We start from the raw sequence: 19,419 nt of genomic DNA, 5'->3' as shown, positions 1-19,419 counted from the left end.
CCGCAGCCCGGCGGCGGCCCCCGGCGCCGCGGTACGGAGCCGCCGGCCCCGTACCGCGGCGTCGGCCCGGCCGGTAACCGGGCCAGGCCCGCGCCTCAGCGAGCCCGTGCCTCAACCCGGTCCCTGCCTCAGCCCAGCTCGTGCATCCACCCGTGCGGGTCCGGCGCCTGCCCCGTCTGCACGTCGACCAGCGCCTTGCGCAGCCGCGCCGTGATCGGCCCCATCGACCCGTCGGCGACCGTCCACTCCGCCGTGCTCGACTTGGCGTGCCCCACCGGCGTGATGACCGCCGCCGTGCCGCACGCGAAGGTCTCCGAGATCGTGCCGTCCAGGCAGCCGGCCTGCCACTCCTCCTTGGAGATCCGCACCTCGCCGGTCCGGTAGCCGAGGTCGGCGGCGATGGTCAGCAGCGAGTCGCGGGTGATGCCCGGCAGCAGCGTGCCGGTCAGCTCGGGCGTGACCACCTCCGCATCGGGGCCCTCGCCCCGGACGAAGTACAGGTTCATCCCGCCCATCTCCTCGATCCACCGGCGCTCCACCGCGTCCAGCCACACCACCTGGTCGCAGCCCTGCTGCACCGCCTGGAGGGTGGCGGCCATCGCGCCCGCGTAGTTGCCCGCGCACTTGGCCTCCCCGGTGCCGCCGGGCGCGGCGCGCACGTACTCCTCGGTGAGCCAGACCGACACCGGCTTGATGCCGCCCGTGAAGTACGCGCCCGCGGGCGAGGCCAGCACCATGAACAGGTATTCGTGCGCCGGGGAGTTCACGCCGAGGCCGACCTCGGTGGCGAACATGAACGGGCGCAGATAGAGCGACTCCTCGCCGGTGCCCGGCACCCACGCCTTGTCCTGGCGCACCAGCGCGTCGATGGCCGCCACGAAGGTCTCGACCGGCAGCTCCGGCATCGCCAGCCGGCGCGCGGAGAGCTGGAAGCGGCGCGCGTTGGCGTCGGGACGGAAGGTACGGACGCTGCCGTCCGGCTGCCGATAGGCCTTCAGCCCCTCGAAGATGGACTGCCCGTAGTGCAGTGCCATCGTCGCCGGGTCGAGGGTGAGCGGCGCGTACGGCTGGAGCTGCGCGTCGTGCCAGCCGCGGCCTTCGGTCCACTTGATCGTGACCATGTGGTCGGTGAAGTGCTTGCCGAAGCCGGGGTTGGTCAGGATCGCCTCGCGCTCCGCGTCGGACAGCGGGTGCGCGGACGGCTTGAGCTCGATCGTGGTCATGAGATTCGTGTCCTTCACCGTTCGGTGGGTGGCGGACCGCGTCCCGTACCGAGGTCCTCGCACCCGAAGGTACTAGGACGTCCGAGCATTACCCCGTGCCGCGGCCCCGCTGTCGATTATGACGGGGGTGCGGGCAGCGGCAAGCGTGGCGGTGGTACGCGGCCCGAAGGGTCATCGTCGCACCGACCCCGCCCGGAGGGCAGGGTCGTCGGCCGTACGGAGAAACCTGACCGGCCGGGCCGGCCGCGGCGAGCGTGTGTGGTCCCGGCGGTCAGCCGGATACTCGGGCGGCGAGCGCGTCGCCGATCTCGTCCGTGCTGCGCGCCGCGGTGCCCCGCGCGGCGAGGTCGGCCTCGACGGCCTCCTCGACGCGGGCGGCCTGCGCGGCGTAGCCGAGGTGGCGCAGCAGCAGGGCGACCGACAGCACCGTGGCCGTCGGGTCGGCCTTGCCGGTGCCGGCGATGTCCGGCGCGGAGCCGTGGACCGGCTCGAACATCGACGGGAAGGCGCCGGTCGGGTTGATGTTCCCGGAGGCGGCGAGGCCGATGCCGCCGCTGATGGCGGCGGCCAGGTCGGTGAGGATGTCGCCGAAGAGGTTGTCGGTGACGATCACGTCGAACCGCTCGGGCTGGGTGGTGAGGAAGATCGTCGCGGCGTCGACGTGCAGGTAGTCCGTGGTGACGTCGGGGTACTCGGCGCCGACCCGGTCGAAGGTGTTCTTCCACAGGTGGCCGGCGTAGACGAGCACGTTGTTCTTGTGCACGAGCGTCAGCTTCCTGCGCGGGCGGGCCTGGGCGCGCTCGAACGCGTCCCGGACCACGCGCTCCACGCCGTACGCGGTGTTGACGCTGACCTCGGTGGCGACCTCGGCCGGGGTGCCGGTGCGCAGGCTGCCGCCGTTGCCGGTGTACGGGCCCTCGGTGCCCTCGCGGACGACGACGAAGTCGATGGCGGGGCGGCCGGCGAGCGGGGTCACGGTGCCGGGGAAGAGCTTCGACGGGCGCAGGTTCACGTAGTGGTCGAAGGCGAAGCGCAGCTTCAGCAGCAGCCCGCGCTCCAGCACGCCGGACGGCACCGAGGGGTCGCCGATGGCGCCGAGCAGGATCGCGTCGTAGTCCTTGAGGGCGGTCAGCTCCGCGTCCGGCAGGGTCTCGCCGGTGGCGTGCCAGCGCCGGGCGCCCAGATCGTAGCTCTCGGTCTCCAGCTTCACGTCCTGCGGCAGGACGGCGGAGAGCACTTTCAGGCCCTGGGCCACGACCTCCGGGCCGATGCCGTCGCCGGGAACGGACGCGAGACGAATGCTGCGAGACATGTGGGGGAGCCTACGCGCTACGTCTTGCGGGATGACACCGCCGTCCGGGATGTGGACATACCGCGGGCGTTCACCACGCCGACGGCCGCGGTTCTCCGGTGCGTCGGCAACAAGGGGGAATGCTCGGGCATATGGAGACCCCCGGCTTCGGCATCCCCCCACGGCTCGCCCGCAGCATGAGCATGGCCGAACAGCACGAGTACCTGCGCCGCGCGCTCTCCCGGCGCCGCGTCGTCACCGGCGCCGGCGGGCTGGCCGGCGGGCTGCTGCTCACCGGGTGCGGCGACGGCGGCGGTCCTGGCCGTACGGACGACTCCTCGGCGGGCTCCGTCAGCCCCGCGCCCTCCGGTGCGGCGGCGTTCGGCCGGCATCTGGCGTTCGGCGCCGACCCGCGCAGCCAGATGCGGGTGGGCTGGCAGCTCCCGCTGCCGGTGCGCCGGCCGTACGTGCGCTTCGGCACCGAGGACGGCGACCTCGGCGAGCGCGTCGAGGCGGAGATCCGGCCGCTGAAGACCCCGGCGCTCAGCGGCCTGCCGGCGGTGGAGCAGCACTACGTGCACGCCGCGCTCGACGGCCTCGCGCCCGGCACGGCGTACGTCTACGGCCTCGGCCACGACGAGTTCGACCCCGCCTCCCGCGACGCCGCCGGGCACCTCGCGACGTTCCGTACCGCCCCCGCCGGGCCCCGGCGCTTCGTCTTCACCGCCTTCGGCGACCAGGGCACGGGATCCGCCGCCCGCGCCCTCACCCGGGGCATCCGCGACCTGCCCGGCGGCCCGCCGGCCTTCCATCTGCACGCCGGCGACATCTGCTACGCCGAGGACTCCGGGCGCGGCCTGGAGAGCGACCACTACGACGCCCGGGTGTGGGACCGCTTCATGCGGCAGATCGACCCGGTGTCCTCGCGGGTCCCGTGGATGCCGGCGATGGGCAACCACGACATGGAGGCGTGGTACTCCCCCGACGGCTACGGCGGCCAGCGCGCCCGCTGGACGCTGCCGGACAACGGCTTCGACCCGCGCGAGGCGCCCGGTGCGTACTCCTTCGTCTACGGCAACGTCGCCGTCGTGGCGCTGGACGCCAACGACGTGTCGTACGAGATCCCGGCCAACCTCGGCTACACCGACGGCGCCCAGGCGCGCTGGCTCGACCGGCGGCTCGCGGAGCTGCGCGGCGCGCCCGGCGTCGACTTCGTCGTGGTCTTCTTCCACCACTGCGCGTACTCCACCAGCACGCACGCCTCGGACGGCGGGGTGCGCAGGCACTTCACGCCGCTCTTCGACAAGCACCGGGTGGATCTGGTGATCAACGGCCACAACCACGTCTACGAGCGCACCGACGCGCTGCGCGCCGGGGCCCTGACCCGCCCGCTGCCGGTCGGCGGCTCCGCGGACCCCGCGCGCGACGGCGCGGTCTACGTCACCGCGGGCGGCGGCGGCCGCAAGCTCTACGACTTCCCCGCGCCGGACAGCTACGAGGGCCGGCGCCGCGACCGCGACGTGGTGCACACCTTCGCCTGGACGCGCGACGGCGAGAAGGCGCCGGAGGACGTGGAGTGGTCGCGGGTGCGCTACACCGGCTACTCGTTCCTGGCGGTGGAGTCCCGTCCCGGCACCTCGCCCGCGCTGCGGGTCGCCGCGTACGCCGAGGACGGCACGCGGATCGACCGGTTCGAGCTGGTACGGGGCCGCTGAGCGGCCGCCGTGCGCGGGCCGGGGTCCCGGGGGCGGTGGGCGCGGGGGCCGGTACGGGAGTGGCGGGGCGGTGGGCGGTGGGGCGGCGGCTCAGTGGCCGGTCGCGCCGCCGTTGTCGCGGCGGTCGAACGCCCGCTGCAGCGCGGCGGCGGCGTTCTTCCGGGCGATCGCGGAGTCCTGGCTCTGCGCGGTGCGGGCGGAGAGGCGGGCGCGGCGGACCGTGGTGGTGGCAGCCATGGGACAGCTCCTCTGGGGCGCGGGGATGACGTGGGGACGCCGCTGGGGCGGGAGCGGCGCCGCAGGGGTGACCTGCGTGGAGGCGCCAGACCTCGACCACCGTCGCTGTTCGGCGAGCGTTCGGCTCCTATAAAAGTAGGACGTCAAAGCGTTCTTGTCTCGCCATATACTCGGGCTTCCTACTATCTGAGACGGCACCGCCGCTGACCTGCGGTGATCGTTACGGGTCCAGGGTGCCGAGGAGCCGCCCGAGCTGGTCGGGCGAGGTGATGCGGCGCACATCCGGGGCCCTCTTGCCGGCCGCCCGCGCGCCCGCGCCCCGGCGGTCCAGCCAGATCCCCGTCAGCCCCGCCGCGTCCGCGCCCGCCGCGTCGGTGTCGGGACGGTCGCCGATGTACGCGACGCGCTCAGGCGGCAGCCCGAGGGCGGCGCAGGCGGCGTGGAAGGCGCCGGCGGCGGGCTTGGCGACGCCGAGCTCCTCGGAGCACACCAGCGCCTCGAAGCGGTCGTGCACGCCGATGGCGCGGAGCTTCTCCTCCTGGTGCGGTGCGCTGTTGTTGGACAGCAGGCCGTGCCGGCGGGGCGGGGTGAGGCCGTCGAGCGCCGGTACGACGTCGGGGAAGGCCCGCCAGTGCCGCCGGTACGCGGCCAGGTAGCCGGCCATCCAGACGTCGGCCTCGGCGTCGGTCAGCGGCCGGCCGGCGAGCACCCGGGCCCGCTCGCGGCGCTGGGCCAGGAAGGTGAACTCCCCGGCGAGGTAGCGCTCCACGTACTCCTCGGAGACCGCGTGCCAGTGATCCGCGGCGGCCTCCGGCGAGGCGTACCGGCCCAGCAGCCCGCGCGCGGTCAGGTACTCCAGCGCGGCGCGCCGCTCGGCGCCGGAGTGGTCGAAGATCGTGTCGTCGATGTCCCAGACCACGGCGAGTATCCGCATGTCACGACGGTAACGCGGGGAGGGCGCCGACGGCTGCCGGAGAGCGCGCGGAGGCGTCCTTCAGACCGTGAACCGGTCCGGGTCGGCCGCCGCCCAGTCCGCGGCCCAGGCCCGCGGCGGCTCGGCCAGGAGCTGCCCGGGCGCCGGCGGCGGCAGCGGCCGGTCGTCGCGGCGGACGGCGCGGGGCTCGATGCGGACGCGCAGTTGGTGCCGGCGCAGTTGGGCCGGGTCGTCCACGCCCATCGCCGACATGATCTCCAGGGCACTCTGCACGGTGGCGCGCTGGAAGCGCTCGACGCGCACCGTCTTGTCCGCCACGTCCAGCGCGTGCACCCGCCGCGGGTCCTGCGTGGTCACGCCGACCGGGCAGGTGTTGGTGTGGCAGCGCTGGGTCTGCAGGCAGCCGAGGGCGAACATCATCGCGCGGGCCGAGTTGGTGTAGTCCGCGCCCTGGATGAGCCGCTTGACGATGTCGGAGCCGGTGGCGACCTTGCCCGAGGCGCCGATGCGGATACGGTCCCGCAGCCCGGTGCCGATGAGGGCGCCGTGGACGGCCGCCAGTCCCTGGGTGAGCGGGGCGCCGATGTTGTCGGCGAACTCCAGCGGCCCCGCCCCCGTACCGCCTTCCGAGCCGTCGACCAGGATGAAGTCGGGGGTGGTGCCCTCGGCGAGCATCGCCTTGCAGACCGCGAGGAGCTGCACCCGCGAGCCCACGCACAGCTTGATCCCGGCCGGCTTGCCGCCGGCGAGTTCCCGCATCCGGGCGACGAACCGCACCAGTTCGCGCGGGGTGGAGAAGACCCGGTGGTACGGCGGCGAGACCACGGTCTCGCCCTGGGGCACGCCGCGGGTGCGGGCGATCCTGGCGTCGACCTTGGCGCCCGGCAGCAGCCCGCCGATGCCGGGCTTGGCGCCCTGGGACAGCTTCAGCGACACGCACTTGACCCGGTCGTCGGCGGCCTTGTCGGCGAACTGCCGGGCGTCGAAGTCGCCGTCGGGGGTACGGCAGCCGAAGTAGCCGGTGCCGATCTCCCACACCAGGTCGCCGCCGGGCCGCAGATGGAACTCGGAGATGCCGCCCTCGCCGGTGTCGTGCGCGAAGCCGCCGCGGGCGGCGCCGCCGTTGAGCGCGAGGATGGCGTGGGAGGACAGGGCGCCGAAGCTCATCGCGGAGACGTTCAGCAGCGCCATGTCGTACGGCCTGGTGCAGTCGGGGCCGCCGACGCGGACCCGCGGCGGGGTCGTGGGCATCGCCACCGGGGCCATGGAGTGCACGAGGAACTGGTAGCCGGGGGCCTCCACGTCGCGCTCCGTGCCGAAGGGCTCCTCGGCGTCGGTGCCCTTGGCGCGCTCGTAGACGATGCTGCGCACGTTGCGGTCGAAGGGGCGGCCGTCGAAGTTCCGCTCGATGAAGTACTGCTGCATCTCGGGACGGAGCCGTTCCAGCAGGAAGCGCAGATGCCCCACCAGCGGGTAGTTCCGCAGCACGGAGTGGCGGCGCTGGAGCACGTCCCACACGCCGAGCGCGGTGAGCGCCAGCAGCACGCCCGCGGCCGGCCACCACGCGCCGGACACCAGCGTCGCGGCGAGGGTGCACCCGATGGCGGCCACGACGACGGCGGCGAAGAAGCTGTTCCTCTTCATACACGATCCATCCGACCACAGCACCGGCCCGCACGCATGGGACCGCCCCCGGCCGACGGGGGAGGCGACCGGGGGCGGCGTGTGCGGGGACCGCGCGGGGCGGTCCTGCCTGCGTCAGCCCATGTGGGGGTAGCGGTAGTCCGTCGGAGCGTCCATCGTCTCCTTGATGGCCCGCGGCGAGGACCAGCGCAGCAGGTTGAACTTCGAGCCCGCCTTGTCGTTGGTGCCGGAGGCGCGGGCGCCGCCGAAGGGCTGCTGGCCGACGATCGAGCCGGTGGGCCGGTCGTTGACGTAGAAGTTGCCGGCCGCGAAGCGCAGCCGCCGGGTCGCGTCGGCGATGACCGCGCGGTCCTGCGCGAGGACGGCACCGGTCAGGGCGTACGCGGCGACGGACTCCATCTGGTCCAGCATCGCGTCGTAGGTGTCGTCCTCGTACACGTGCACGGCGATGATCGGGCCGAAGTACTCCTCGGTGAAGACCTCGTTCTCCGGGTCCGAGCAGACGATGACCGTGGGGCGGACGAAGTAGCCGACGGTGTCGTCGTAGGTGCCGCCCGCGACGATCTCGCACGCCGGGTCGGCCTTGGCGCGGTCGATGGCGGCCTTGTTCTTGGCGAACGCCCGGTCGTCGATGACGGCGCCGATGAAGTTCGCCAGGTCGGTGACGTCGCCCATGGCCAGGCCCTCGGTCTCGTCGGCCAGCGACTCCTTCAGCCCGCCGTCCCACAGCGAGCGCGGGACGTACGCGCGGGAGGCGGCCGAGCACTTCTGGCCCTGGTACTCGAAGGCGCCGCGGGTGATGGCGGTCTTCAGCTTGGCCGGGTCCGCGGTCGGGTGGGCGACGATGAAGTCCTTGCCGCCGGTCTCGCCGACGATCCGCGGGTACGCCTTGTAGCCGGGCAGGTTCTTGCCGACCTCGCCCCACAGGTGCTGGAAGGTGCGGGTGGAGCCGGTGAAGTGGATGCCGGCCAGGTCCGGGTGCGGCAGCGCGACCTCGGAGACCTCCTTGCCGTCGCCGGTGACGAGGTTGATGACGCCGGGCGGCATCCCGGCCTCCTCCAGCAGCCGCATGAGCAGCACGGCGGCGTGCGTCTGGGTCGGCGAGGGCTTCCAGACCACGACGTTGCCCATGAGTGCGGGCGCGGTCGGCAGGTTGCCGGCGATCGCGGTGAAGTTGAAGGGCGTGATCGCGTAGACGAAGCCCTCCAGCGGGCGGTGGTCGAGCCGGTTCCACACGCCGGGCGGCTGGACCGGCGGCTGCTCGTCCATGATCTGGCGGGCGAAGTGGACGTTGAAGCGCCAGAAGTCGACCAGCTCGCAGGGCGCGTCGATCTCCGCCTGCTGCGCGGTCTTCGACTGGCCCAGCATGGTGGACGCGGCGATCGTCTCGCGCCACGGCCCGGCGAGCAGGTCGGCGGCCTTGAGCAGGATCGCGGCGCGGTCGTCGAAGGACAACGCGCGCCAGCCGGGCGCGGCGGCCAGGGCGGCATCGATGGCGTCCTGCGCGTCGGCGCGGGTGGCGGTGCCGTACGTGCCGAGGACGGCCTTGTGGTTGTGCGGCTGCACGACGTCGACGCGCGCGCCGCCGCCCATGCGGTGTACGCCGCCGATGGTCATCGGCAGCTCCATGGGGCTCTCGGCCATTTCCTTGAGCCTGGCCTCCAGCCGCGCACGCTCCGGCGTGCCGGGGGCGTAGGCGTGCACCGGCTCGTTGTACGGGGCGGGGACCTGGGTCACAGCGTCCATGGTTGCCGTTCTCCTTCGAGGTGCGGAGTCTTTCGGGGGGCTCGCGGGGATCGTCAGCGGCGGCCGGCCAGGGCGCGCAGGAAGAAGGCCGTGTTCGCCGGGCGCTCGGCGAGCCTGCGCATGAAGTAGCCGTACCAGTCCGTGCCGTAGGGGGTGTAGACGCGCATCCGGTGGCCCTCGGCCACCAGCCGCTGCTGCTCCTGGGTGCGGATGCCGTAGAGCATCTGGAACTCGTACTCGTCGGTCTTGCGGCCGTGCCGGCGGGCCAGCTCCTGGGTGATGGCGATCATCCGGGGGTCGTGGGTGCCGATCATGGGGTAGCCGTGGCCGGTCATGAGGATCTTCAGGCAGCGCACGTACGCCCGGTCCACCTCCGGCTTGTCCTGGAAGGCGACGACGGCCGGCTCCTTGTACGCGCCCTTCACCAGCCGCACCCGGGAGCCCTCGCCGGCGAGGTCACGGCAGTCCTCCTCGGTGCGGAAGAGGTACGCCTGCAGCACCGCGCCGGTCTGCGGGAAGCGCTCGCGAAGGGTGCGCAGGATGGCGAGGGTCGAGTCCACGGTGGTGTGGTCCTCCATGTCGAGGGTGACCGTGGTGCCGGCCGCGGCGGCGGCTTCGACCACCGGAGTGACGTGGGCGAGCGCGAGGTCGTGGCCGCCGGGCAGCGCCTGGCCGAAGGCGGAGAGCTTCACGGACATCTCGGCGCGGGCCCCGAGGCCCTCGTGCTTCAGCGCCTCGCTGAGGCTGAGGTACGCGTCCCGGGCGCGCAGCGCCTCGCGGGGGTCGGTGACGTCCTCACCGAGGTGGTCGAGGGTGACCTCCAGGCCGCGGGCGGACAGGTCGCGGACGGCGGCGACGGCGTCGGCCAGCTCCTCGCCGGCCACGAAGCGCGCGACCACCTGGCGGCTGACCGGCGCGGCCGAGACGACGCGACGGATTCCGTCGCTGCGCGCGGCGGCGAGAAGCACGGGACCCAGCACGGGGCACCTCCACGGTCGGGGCGCAGGTAACACCTCCGTGAAATCTAAGGATCGCTCCGATCCTGGGCCATCGACACCTGTCACGCATCCGGGAGCGCCGCCTCATACAGATGTATGAGAAGCTGCGGTCATGCGCGGCGACTACCAGCAGTTGGTGGACGAGGTCTCGGCGGCGCTCGGCGCCCCCGCCACCCTGGAGGACCGGGACTTCGGGCTGATCGCCTTCGGCGTCCACGACACCGGCGACGGCTCGTCGGGCGGCGTCTCCTCGCTCATGGACCCGGTCCGGACGAAGTCCATCCTGCACCGGCGCTCGACGGCGGCGGTGCGGGCGTGGTTCGAGGCGTACGGGATCGCGCGCGCGACCGGGCCGCTGCGGATCCCGCCTGACCCCTCCGCCGGGGTGCTCACCGGGCGGATCTGCCTGCCGGCGCGGCACGACGGGGTGGTGCAGGGGTACGTCTGGCTGCTCGACGACGGGCACCTGGCAGACGTCGAACTGGGCGGTCCCGCACGGGCGCAGGACCCGCGGATCGCGCAGGCCATGCGGACGGCGGCGCGGATCGGGGCGCTGCTGGCGGCGGAGACCCGGGCGGGCGCGGCGGCGGGCACGCTGCTGCACGACGTGCTGGTCGGCCCCGCGGCGGGGCGGGACGCCGCGCTGGCGGAGCTGCGGGACGCGCTGCCGGGCGGCGCGGCGGGGCCGGTGGCGGCGGTGGCGGTGCTGCCCTGGCGCCCGGCGGACCCGGCGGCGCCGGGTCCGGGGCTGCCGCGGACGGCGGCGACGACGGTGGTGCGGGTGGCCGACGGGGGCGGGCGCGACGGGGAGAGCGCGGGCGCGGCGGCCGGCGCGCGGGTACGGACCGGGGCGGGCGCCGGGGCAGGCGGCGGGGCGGAACCGGTGCGGGCGCTGGCGGCGCTGGTGCTGCTGCCGTCCGCGGGCTCGGTGGATCCTGCGGTGGCGGCGGCGGAGCGGCTGCTGCACGCGGCGGGCGGCGGGACACGGAGCGGGGCGCCGGGCGAGGTGCGGGCCGGGGTACGGCGCGGGGCGCAGGGCGCGGCCCGTACCCGCGCCGGCGAGCCCGCCACCGGGGCGGGTGCGGCTGCCGTACCGGACGCCGTGGCCGGCGTCGGCGACGGGCGGGCGGACCTCGCCGGGCTGCCCGGCACGTGGCGCGAGGCGCTGGCCGCCGCCCGGGCGGCGCGGGCCGCACCGCGACTGGGCCCGGTGGCGCGGTGGCCGGAGATCGGCCCGTACCGGCTGCTCACCGACCTGCCCGGCGGCGCCGACCCCGCGGTCGGCCGGCTGCTGGAGCCGGCCCACGCCGCGCTGGCCCGCACCGCCGAGGTCTATCTCGACCACGCGGGCCAGGCCGCCCGCACCGCCGCGGCGCTGGGCATCCACCGCCAGACGCTGTACTACCGGCTGTCCCGCGTCGAGGAGCTGACCGGCCTGGACCTCGCGGCGGGCGAGGACCGCCTGCTCCTCCACATGTCCCTCAAGTCCGCCCGCCTCTGACCGCACCCTGCACACACGCGGCACGCGGCACGCGGCACGCGGCAGCCCCGCCCCGCCGCGCCCGCCGCAGGCGAGACGTGCCCGGCCCGCCTCGGTGGTGCGGCGGGCCGGGGGGCCGGGGTGCGGGCGTCAGCCCAGGTGCACCGCGGGAGCCTGCGCCGGGGCGCCGGGCTTGGCGGGGGCGGGACGCGGGGTGCTCATCAGCACCGCCACCACCGCCGCGGCCACGACGAGGATCACCGACGCCACCGTGTACGCCGAGCCGAAGCCCTCGACCAGGCCCGCCTTGACCACGTCCGGCACCGGCCCGCCCGCCGCCCGCCGCTCCTCCAGCGCCCCCGCGGCCGGCAGCCGCTCGGCGAGGTAGTCGGCGGTGGTGCTGGTCGCGACGGTGTTGAGCAGCGCGGTGCCGATCGAGCCGCCGATCTGCTGCGCGGTGTTGACCGTCGCCGACGCCACCCCGGCCTCCTCCTCGCGCACGCCGTGGGTCGCGTAGTTGATCGCCGGGGCCATCACCATCCCCATCCCGAAGCCCAGGACAAGCTCCGCGGGCAGCACCCCGGCCGCGTACGACGTGTCCACGTCCACCGTCGCCAGCCACCCCGTGCCGGCCGCGGCGAGCAGCAGCCCGGGGGCGATCAGCGCCCGCGGCGGCACCCGGGGCAGCAGCCGGCTGGCGAGCCCTCCGGCCCCCGCCAGCACCCCCGCCGTCAGCGGCAGGAACGCCACCCCGGTCTTCAGCGCGGAGTAGCCCATGACGACCTGCATGTAGTACGTGAGGAAGAGGAACATGGCGAACATCCCCACGGTGGCCAGCGCGATGCCCAGGAACGCGCTCCCCCGGGCCCGGCTCAGCACCACCCGCAGCGGCAGCAGCGGCGCCGCGGCGTTCCGCTCGTACAGCACGAAGCCGGTGAGCAGCGCCACGCCGAGGAAGAGCAGCCCGAGCACGAGCGCCGAGTCCCAGCCCTCGGACTCCGCCTCGCTGCACCCGTAGACGACGGCGACCAGGCCGGTCACCGCGAGCACCGCGCCAGGCACGTCGATCCGCTGCCGCACCTGCGGGCGGGTGTCGGCGGGCAGCACCCACCAGCCGGCCGCCGCCAGCACCGCGATGGGCACGTTCACGTAGAGGCACCAGCGCCAGTCCAGATACTCGGTCAGCGCCCCGCCCGCGACCAGGCCGATCGCGCCGCCGCCGGCGGCGATCGCGCCGAAGATGCCGAAGGCGCGGGCGCGGTCGCGCTGCTCGGTGAAGCTCGTGGTGAGCAGCGACAGCGCCGCCGGCGCGAGCAGCGCGGCGAACGCCCCCTGCGCGGCCCGCGCGCCCAGCAGCGCGCCGAAGCCGGGCGCCGCGCCGCCGAGCGCGGAGGCGGCGGCGAAGCCGACGAGCCCGGTCAGGAAGGCCCGGCGGCGGCCGGTGTAGTCGGCGATCCGGCCGCCGAGGAGCAGCAGGCCGCCGAAGGCCAGGGTGTACGCGGTGATCACCCATTGCCGGTCGCCGTCGGAGATGCCGAGGTCCGCCTGGGCGGACGGCAGGGCGATGTTCACGACCGTGACGTCCAGGACGATCATGAGCTGCGCCAGCCCGATGAAGGCGAGGGCAAGCCAGCGCCGCGATCCGGTCGCTGTCTCTTTTGAAGTGTCCATGCCACTACCTTTCTCGTGCGTGCTCGGGGTTCCGGGTGGCTGCGGGGAGTGCGGGCGGTGCGGGCGCTAGCGGTCGTTCCCGCCGACGATGCGGTCCGTGGCCCTGATGAACCGGGCGGCGGTGATCGCCGGACCGGGCAGACCGGCGCCGCGGGCGCGGGCGGCCTCGGGGCGCAGCCCGTCGAGATACAGCTCCAGATGGCGGTGGGCCAGCGCCTCGTCCTCAGGCAGCCCGCCGCCGGGCAGCAGCAGCGTCAGCCGCATCACCATGAACGGCACGTCGCCGAAGACCACGTCGTCACGGAGCCGGCCCGCCTGCTGCGCCCGTACGATCAGCTCCTGCACCGGCCGCAGCGTCCGCGCGCGCAGCTCCGCCAGTTCCTCGTCGATCCGGATCCGGCCGGAGAGCGCGGGGAGCACCGCGCCGATCCGCAGGTTGAGCGCCGTGTGGGCGAACCGGCGCAGCGCCTCGAACGGCTCGTCCCCGCCGGCCAGCGCCTCCTCGGCGGCGCCGCGCAGCTCGGCGAGGGTGGCGGCGGCGACGCCGCGGATCAGCGCCTCGCGGCTGCCGAAGTTGCGGTAGAGCGTGGCGATGCCGACGCCGGCCCGGCGGGCGACGTCCTCCAGCGGGGCGTCGGGGCCCTCGCCCACGAAGACCTCGCCGGCCGCCTTCAGGATCAGCTCGCGGTTCCGCCGGGCGTCCGCGCGCATCGGGGTCCGCATGACCACTCCTCAACCGAAGGGAAAATCTCCACTTACCCGCACCGTAGGAGGGAACCGGAGAGATTTCATCCGTCTGAGGGGAAGTGAGAGGGGACCGCGCGAAGATCCTCCGCATCCCGTCGCGGGGCCGCCCGGGACGGCCGGGAACCGGGGCCGGACACGCGTACGGGCCCGGGGTCTCCCCCGGTCCGCTACTCGGTGAGGTTCACCGCGCGCGCCGAGGCCGCGCCGATCTCACCGGCGATCTCCTGCACGACGGCCGGCGGGATCGTGTCGTCCACGGTCAGCGCGACCAGCGCCTCGCCGCCCGCCTTGGCGCGCGACACCTGCATCCCGGCGATGTTGATGCCCGCCTCGCCCAGGATCCGGCCCATGGTGCCGACGACGCCTGGACGGTCCCCGTAGCTGAAGAACGCCATGTGGTCGGCGAGCGTCAGGTCCACGTCGTGCTCGCCGACGGCGACGACCTTCTGCTGGTGCTTCGGCCCGGAGAGCGTGCCGGAGACCGACACCTCCTCGCCGCTGGCGAGCGTGCCGCGCACCGTCACCACGTTGCGGTGGGCGTTCGACTCCGAGCTGGTGGTCAGCCGCACCTCGACGCCGCGCTCCTGCGCGAACAGCGGGGCGTTCACGTAGCTCACGGTCTCGGCGACGACGTCCTCGAAGACGCCCTTGAGCGCGGACAGCTCCAGCACCTTCACGTCGTGCTGCGTGATCTCGCCGCACACCTCCACGTCGAGCCGGACCGCGACCTCGCCGGCCAGCGCCGTGAAGATCCGGCCCAGCTTCTCGGCCAGGGGCAGCCCGGGCCGTACGTCCTCGGCGATGACGCCGCCCTGGACGTTGACGGCGTCCGGCACCAGCTCGCCGGCGAGCGCGAGCCGCACCGAGCGGGCCACGGAGATGCCCGCCTTCTCCTGCGCCTCGCCGGTGGAGGCGCCGAGGTGCGGGGTGGCGACGACGCTGTCGAACTGGAACAGCGGCGAGTCCGTACACGGCTCGGTGGCGTAGACGTCGAGGCCCGCGCCCGCGACCCGGCCCTCCTTCAGCGCGGCGGTCAGCGCCTCCTCGTCCACGATGCCGCCGCGGGCGGCGTTGACGATCCGGACGGACGGCTTGACCTTCTGCAGCGCCTCGTCGCCGATCAGACCCAGGGTCTCGGGGGTCTTCGGCAGGTGGACGGTGATGAAGTCGGAGGTCTCCAGCAGCTCGTCGAGCGAGACGAGCTTGACGCCCATCTGCGCGGCGCGCGCGGCCTGCACGTACGGGTCGTACGCCACGACGCTCATGCCGAACGCCGCCATGCGCTGCGCGACGAGCACGCCGATGCGGCCGAGGCCGACGACGCCGAGGACCTTCTCGTTCAGCTCGACGCCGGTGTACTTGGAGCGCTTCCACTCGCCGGCCTTCAGCGCGGCGTTGGCCTGCGGGATGTTGCGCGCGCTGGCGATGATCAGGCCGCAGGCCAGCTCGGCGGCGGTGACGATGTTGGAGGTCGGCGCGTTGACGACCATGACGCCGGCCTTGGTGGCGGCGGGTACGTCGACGTTGTCGAGGCCGACGCCCGCGCGGGCGACGACCTTCAGCCGGCGCGCGGCGGCCACGGCCTCCGCGTCGACCTTGGTGGCGCTGCGGATCAGGATCGCGTCCACGTCGGCGATGGCCGCGAGCAGCTCGGCCCGGTCGGCGCCGTTGCAGTGGCGGATGTCGAAGTCGGGACCGAGGGCGTCGACGGTGGCCGGCGAGAGCTCCTCGGCGATCAGTACGGCGGGCTTCCCGGGGGTGGCGCCGGTTACTGGGGCAGTGCTCACGTGGTCCTCACTGGATTCCTGTGCGGGACGGCCGTCCCGACGGCCGCAGGTGGAGGGTGCAGGCGCCGGTCCGCCGGACAGACGCGTGCTGCCGCGTTTGAAGGACACACGACGCTGTGAGCCTGACGCGCGATGTACGAAGAGTGTAGTGGCGCCGGGCGGTGGCCGGGCGCCGCTGCGCCCCGCCACCGCCCGAACGAGCGACCCGGTCCGCTCAGTCCTTGTCGTCGACCCAGCTCATGAGCTTCCGCAGCTCCTTGCCGGTCGATTCGATCAGGTGGTCCGCGTCACGCTTCTTGTACTCGTTGTAGCGCGGCAGGCCGTTGTGGTACTCGGCCATCCAGTCCTTGGCGAACGAGCCGTCCTGGATCTCGCCGAGGATCTTCTTCATCTCGGCCTTGGTGTTGTCGTTGATGATCCGCGGTCCTGAGACGTAGTCGCCCCACTCGGCGGTCTCGGAGACCGACCAGCGCATCTTCTCCAGGCCGCCCTCGTACATGAGGTCCACGATGAGCTTCAGCTCGTGCAGGCACTCGAAGTACGCGATCTCCGGCTGGTAGCCCGCCTCGACCAGGGTCTCGAAGCCGGCCTTGACCAGCGCCGAGGTGCCGCCGCACAGCACGGCCTGCTCGCCGAAGAGGTCGGTCTCGGTCTCCTCGGTGAAGGTGGTCTTGATGACGCCGGCGCGGGTGCCGCCGATGGCCTTCGCGTACGACAGGGCCAGCGCGAAGCCGCCGCCGCTGGCGTCCTGCTCGACGGCCGCGATGCACGGCACGCCGCGGCCCTCCTCGAACTGGCGGCGGACCAGGTGGCCCGGGCCCTTCGGGGCGACCATGCAGACGTCGACGTTGGCGGGCGGCTTGACGAAGCCGTAGCGGATGTTGAGGCCGTGGCCGAAGAACAGCGCGTCGCCGTCCTTGAGGTTGTCCTTCACGGACTCCTCGTAGACCTTGCCCTGCACCGGGTCCGGCACGAGCATCATGATCACGTCGGCCTCGGCGGCGGCCTCGGCGGGAGTGACGACCCGCAGGCCCTGCTCCTCGGCCTTCGCCCGGGACTTGGAGCCCTCGTGCAGGCCGACGCGGACGTCCACGCCGGAGTCGCGCAGCGACAGCGCGTGGGCGTGGCCCTGGCTGCCGTAGCCGAGGACCGCGACCTTGCGGCCCTGGATGATGGACAGGTCGGCGTCGTCGTCGTAGAACAGCTCGGCCACGGTTGCGATCTCCTTGAGTCTTGCGGGTGGCCCCACCGTACGTCTGGCGCGGCGGGGGGTCCTGGGGGGTTCGGGGGTCTCCCCCGAAAAATCTTCCTTCACTGCAACTGCACGGAGTGCAGCAGGGATACGGCGGGGCGGGGCACCGCTGTGGCGGCACCCCGCCCGAGGGGTTACGCAGTCCTGTCGAGGGCGCGGAGGGAGCGGTCCGTGATGGAGCGGGCGCCGCGGCCGATGGCGATGGTGCCGGACTGGACCAGCTCCTTGATGCCGTACGGCTCCAGCATCTTCAGCATCGCCTCCAGCTTCTCGCCGCTGCCCGTGGCCTCGATCGTGACCGCCTCCGGGGAGACGTCCACGGTCTTGGCGCGGAAGAGCTGGACGATCTCGACGACCTGGGAGCGGGTCTCGTTGTCGGCGCGCACCTTCACCAGGACGAGTTCGCGCTGCACCGCCGCGCCCGGCTCCAGCTCGACGATCTTCAGCACGTTGACGAGCTTGTTGAGCTGCTTGGTGACCTGCTCCAGGGGCTGGTCCTCGACGTTCACCACGATCGTCATCCGGGAGATGTCCGGGTGCTCGGTGGTGCCGACGGCCAGCGAGTCGATGTTGAAGCCGCGGCGGAAGAACATCGCGGAGATCCTGGCCAGGATGCCCGGCTTGTTCTCCACCAGGACCGACAGCGTGTGCTTGGACATGTCTTCGTCTCTCTCTTCGCTGCCCGGCCTCAGTCGTCTTCGCCGTCGCCGAAGTCCGGGCGGACGTCGCGCGCGGCCATGATCTCGTCGTTGGAGGTGCCGGCCGCGACCATCGGCCAGACCATCGCGTCCTGGTGGACGATGAAGTCCACGACGACGGGGCGGTCGTTGATGGCGTTGGCCTTCTCGATGACCGCGTCGAGCTGCTCGGGGTCCTCGCAGCGCAGGCCGACGCAGCCCATGGCCTCGGCGAGCTTGACGAAGTCCGGGCAGCGGGTGCCGGCCGCCTGGCGGGCCTGCTCCTCGGCGCCGCCGGCGCTCTCGGCCGCGCCGCCGTTGCCGTTCGGCCCGGAGTGCAGCACGGTGTTGGAGTAGCGGCGGTTGTAGAAGAGGGTCTGCCACTGGCGGACCATGCCCAGCGCGCCGTTGTTGATGATCGCGACCTTGATCGGGATGCCGTTCAGCGCGCAGGTGACCAGCTCCTGGTTGGTCATCTGGAAGCAGCCGTCGCCGTCGATGGCCCAGACCGTCGCGTCCGGCGCGCCCGCCTTGGCGCCCATGGCGGCCGGGACCGCGTAGCCCATGGTCCCGGCGCCGCCGGAGTTGAGCCAGGTGCGGGGCTTGTCGTAGTCGATGTAGTGAGCGGCCCACATCTGGTGCTGGCCGACGCCCGCGGTGTAGACCGTGTCCTCCGGGGCCAGCTCGCCGATGCGCTGGATCACCTGCTGGGGCGAGAGGGTGCCGTCGGAGGGCAGGTCGTAGCCGAGGGGGTACGTCTCGCGCCAGCGGTCGAGCTGCTGCCACCACTCCGCGTAGCGGTCGGTGCCCGTGCCGGGCCGGTCGCCCTGCTCCTGCTCGCTCTGCACCGCCACGACCAGGTCGGCGATGACCTCGCGGGCGTCGCCGACGATCGGCACGTCCGCCTCGCGGTTCTTGCCGATCTCCGCGGGGTCGATGTCGGCGTGCACGATCTTGGCGTACGGCGCGAAGGTGTCCAGCTTGCCGGTCACCCGGTCGTCGAACCGGGCGCCGAGCGCCACGATCAGGTCGGCCTTCTGCAGCGAGGTGACGGCGGCCACCGTGCCGTGCATGCCCGGCATGCCCAGGTGCTGCGGGTGGGTGTCGGGGAAGGCCCCGAGGCCCATCAGGGTGGTGACGACCGGGGCGCCGGTCAGCTCCGCGAGCACCTTCAGCTCGGCGGTGGCGCGGGCCTTGAGCACCCCGCCGCCGACGTACAGCACCGGCCGCCGGGCGGCGCCGACGAGCCGGGCGGCCTCGCGGATCTGCTTGGCGTGCGGCTTGGTGACCGGGCGGTAGCCGGGCAACTCGTGCCGCGGCGGCCAGGAGAAGACGGTGGGCGACTGCAGCGTGTCCTTGGCGATGTCGACCAGCACAGGACCCGGCCGTCCGGTGGAGGCGATGTGGAAGGCCTCGGAGATCACCCGCGGGATGTCCGCCGGGTCCGTGACCAGGAAGTTGTGCTTCGTGATCGGCATGGTGATGCCGCAGATGTCCGCTTCCTGGAAAGCGTCGGTGCCGATCGACTTGACCACCACCTGGCCGGTGATCGCGACCAGCGGCACGGAGTCCATGTGCGCGTCGGCGATCGGGGTGACGAGGTTGGTCGCGCCCGGGCCCGAGGTGGCCATGCAGACGCCGACCTTGCCGGTGGCCTGTGCGTACCCGGTGGCGGCGTGCCCCGCGCCCTGCTCGTGGCGGACGAGGACGTGCCGGACCTTCGTGGAGTCCATCAGCGGGTCGTACGCGGGGAGGATGGTCCCGCCCGGAATGCCGAACACCGTGTCCGCGCCCACGGCCTCCAGGGCGAGGATGAGGGACTGCGCGCCCGTCACGGTCTTGTCTGCCGGTGTGTGCCCCGGAACGCGGGACTGTCCCCCGCTGCGGGCCCGCGGCGGCTGCGGGTGGGGCTCACTCCGCGGGGGAGCCTGCTCGGTCATCGGTTTCTCTTCTCGTCTTCGATTGGTGCGAGGGTTGGGGTGGAGCAGCGGGTTCGAGCAACAAAAAACCCCTCGTG

At 73.4% G+C, this 19,419-nt stretch carries 15 protein-coding genes; 2 read left to right on the top strand and 13 right to left on the bottom strand.

The features are described 5' to 3' along the window. Nucleotides 1-128: 128 nt before the first annotated feature. Together OG946_RS27890 and OG946_RS27885 are read right to left on the bottom strand one after the other, a co-directional pair. On the bottom strand, nucleotides 129-1,223 hold the full coding sequence (locus OG946_RS27890) for a branched-chain amino acid aminotransferase (RefSeq protein WP_326798741.1): 1,095 nt from the start codon (nucleotides 1,221-1,223) through the stop codon (nucleotides 129-131). 271 nt (nucleotides 1,224-1,494) lie between these two features. Continuing rightward, entirely contained in the window at nucleotides 1,495-2,535 is a 1,041-nt protein-coding gene (locus OG946_RS27885) for a 3-isopropylmalate dehydrogenase (RefSeq protein WP_326798740.1), read from the bottom strand. A 131-nt stretch (nucleotides 2,536-2,666) separates the two neighbouring features. Between OG946_RS27885 and OG946_RS27880 the strand changes: the two genes are divergently transcribed. Continuing rightward, nucleotides 2,667-4,229, top strand: a complete 1,563-nt coding sequence (locus tag OG946_RS27880; protein WP_326798739.1) for a purple acid phosphatase family protein — start codon at nucleotides 2,667-2,669, stop codon at nucleotides 4,227-4,229. Nucleotides 4,230-4,319: 90 nt separating this feature from the next. Here the strand turns inward: OG946_RS27880 and OG946_RS27875 are convergent, their stop codons facing one another. From OG946_RS27875 to OG946_RS27855, 5 genes are all read right to left on the bottom strand, one after another. Beyond that, nucleotides 4,320-4,466 (bottom strand): hypothetical protein, encoded by a 147-nt coding sequence (locus OG946_RS27875; RefSeq protein WP_326798738.1) that lies wholly within the window; start codon nucleotides 4,464-4,466, stop codon nucleotides 4,320-4,322. Between the two features lie 220 nt (nucleotides 4,467-4,686). Next, nucleotides 4,687-5,400 carry an HAD family hydrolase gene (locus OG946_RS27870; RefSeq protein ID WP_326798737.1) on the bottom strand — a complete coding sequence of 238 codons (714 nt, stop codon included), beginning with the start codon at nucleotides 5,398-5,400 and terminating at the stop codon, nucleotides 4,687-4,689. A 60-nt stretch (nucleotides 5,401-5,460) separates the two neighbouring features. Continuing rightward, on the bottom strand, nucleotides 5,461-7,044 hold the full coding sequence (locus OG946_RS27865) for an FMN-binding glutamate synthase family protein (RefSeq protein ID WP_326798736.1): 1,584 nt from the start codon (nucleotides 7,042-7,044) through the stop codon (nucleotides 5,461-5,463). A gap of 114 nt (nucleotides 7,045-7,158) precedes the next feature. Continuing rightward, nucleotides 7,159-8,790, bottom strand: a complete 1,632-nt coding sequence (gene pruA / locus OG946_RS27860; protein ID WP_326798735.1) for an L-glutamate gamma-semialdehyde dehydrogenase — start codon at nucleotides 8,788-8,790, stop codon at nucleotides 7,159-7,161. A 53-nt stretch (nucleotides 8,791-8,843) separates the two neighbouring features. Next, nucleotides 8,844-9,770 carry a proline dehydrogenase family protein gene (locus OG946_RS27855; RefSeq protein WP_326798734.1) on the bottom strand — a complete coding sequence of 309 codons (927 nt, stop codon included), beginning with the start codon at nucleotides 9,768-9,770 and terminating at the stop codon, nucleotides 8,844-8,846. Nucleotides 9,771-9,900: 130 nt separating this feature from the next. Here OG946_RS27855 and OG946_RS27850 point away from each other — a divergent pair, with 130 nt between their 5' ends. Next, a complete protein-coding gene (locus tag OG946_RS27850) occupies nucleotides 9,901-11,289 on the top strand; it encodes a helix-turn-helix domain-containing protein (RefSeq protein ID WP_326798733.1) in 1,389 nt (462 codons plus the stop codon). A 129-nt stretch (nucleotides 11,290-11,418) separates the two neighbouring features. On the opposite strand, the gene OG946_RS27845 is transcribed toward OG946_RS27850, so the two are convergent. The 6 genes from OG946_RS27845 to OG946_RS27820 all read right to left on the bottom strand — a co-directional run bounded on the left by OG946_RS27845 (nucleotide 11,419) and on the right by OG946_RS27820 (nucleotide 19,342). Beyond that, nucleotides 11,419-12,939, bottom strand: coding sequence for an MFS transporter (locus OG946_RS27845; protein WP_326798732.1), 1,521 nt, complete (start codon nucleotides 12,937-12,939; stop codon nucleotides 11,419-11,421). Between the two features lie 66 nt (nucleotides 12,940-13,005). Next, nucleotides 13,006-13,662: a TetR/AcrR family transcriptional regulator gene (locus OG946_RS27840; RefSeq protein ID WP_326798731.1), complete on the bottom strand. Its 657-nt coding sequence runs from the start codon at nucleotides 13,660-13,662 to the stop codon at nucleotides 13,006-13,008. Between the two features lie 191 nt (nucleotides 13,663-13,853). Further along, nucleotides 13,854-15,473, bottom strand: a complete 1,620-nt coding sequence (serA, locus tag OG946_RS27835; RefSeq protein ID WP_326798730.1) for a phosphoglycerate dehydrogenase — start codon at nucleotides 15,471-15,473, stop codon at nucleotides 13,854-13,856. 214 nt (nucleotides 15,474-15,687) lie between these two features. Next, nucleotides 15,688-16,686, bottom strand: coding sequence for a ketol-acid reductoisomerase (gene ilvC / locus OG946_RS27830; RefSeq protein WP_326798729.1), 999 nt, complete (start codon nucleotides 16,684-16,686; stop codon nucleotides 15,688-15,690). Nucleotides 16,687-16,859: 173 nt separating this feature from the next. After that, a complete protein-coding gene (gene ilvN, locus OG946_RS27825) occupies nucleotides 16,860-17,384 on the bottom strand; it encodes an acetolactate synthase small subunit (protein ID WP_018838935.1) in 525 nt (174 codons plus the stop codon). A 29-nt stretch (nucleotides 17,385-17,413) separates the two neighbouring features. Then, nucleotides 17,414-19,342, bottom strand: a complete 1,929-nt coding sequence (locus OG946_RS27820) for an acetolactate synthase large subunit (RefSeq protein WP_326798728.1) — start codon at nucleotides 19,340-19,342, stop codon at nucleotides 17,414-17,416. Nucleotides 19,343-19,419: the final 77 nt, after the last annotated feature.

It is taken from the genome of Streptomyces sp. NBC_01808, from assembly GCF_035917395.1.
Lineage (GTDB): Bacteria > Actinomycetota > Actinomycetes > Streptomycetales > Streptomycetaceae > Streptomyces.
The sequence above is the reverse complement of the archived record's forward strand: the minus strand, read 5'-3'. Positions and strand labels throughout refer to the sequence as shown.

Bases quoted from the DNA above. Each gene is read 5' to 3' on its own strand.
- OG946_RS27890 (WP_326798741.1), bottom strand. From the start codon at position 1,223: ATGACCACGATCGAGCTCAAGCCGTCCGCGCACCCGCTGTCCGACGCG.
- OG946_RS27885 (WP_326798740.1), bottom strand. From the start codon at position 2,535: ATGTCTCGCAGCATTCGTCTCGCGTCCGTTCCCGGCGACGGCATCGGC.
- OG946_RS27880 (WP_326798739.1), top strand. From the start codon at position 2,667: ATGGAGACCCCCGGCTTCGGCATCCCCCCACGGCTCGCCCGCAGCATG.
- OG946_RS27875 (WP_326798738.1), bottom strand. From the start codon at position 4,466: ATGGCTGCCACCACCACGGTCCGCCGCGCCCGCCTCTCCGCCCGCACC.
- OG946_RS27870 (WP_326798737.1), bottom strand. From the start codon at position 5,400: ATGCGGATACTCGCCGTGGTCTGGGACATCGACGACACGATCTTCGAC.
- OG946_RS27865 (WP_326798736.1), bottom strand. From the start codon at position 7,044: ATGAAGAGGAACAGCTTCTTCGCCGCCGTCGTCGTGGCCGCCATCGGG.
- pruA (WP_326798735.1), bottom strand. From the start codon at position 8,790: ATGGACGCTGTGACCCAGGTCCCCGCCCCGTACAACGAGCCGGTGCAC.
- OG946_RS27850 (WP_326798733.1), top strand. From the start codon at position 9,901: ATGCGCGGCGACTACCAGCAGTTGGTGGACGAGGTCTCGGCGGCGCTC.
- OG946_RS27845 (WP_326798732.1), bottom strand. From the start codon at position 12,939: ATGGACACTTCAAAAGAGACAGCGACCGGATCGCGGCGCTGGCTTGCC.
- OG946_RS27840 (WP_326798731.1), bottom strand. From the start codon at position 13,662: ATGCGGACCCCGATGCGCGCGGACGCCCGGCGGAACCGCGAGCTGATC.
- ilvN (WP_018838935.1), bottom strand. From the start codon at position 17,384: ATGTCCAAGCACACGCTGTCGGTCCTGGTGGAGAACAAGCCGGGCATC.
- OG946_RS27820 (WP_326798728.1), bottom strand. From the start codon at position 19,342: ATGACCGAGCAGGCTCCCCCGCGGAGTGAGCCCCACCCGCAGCCGCCG.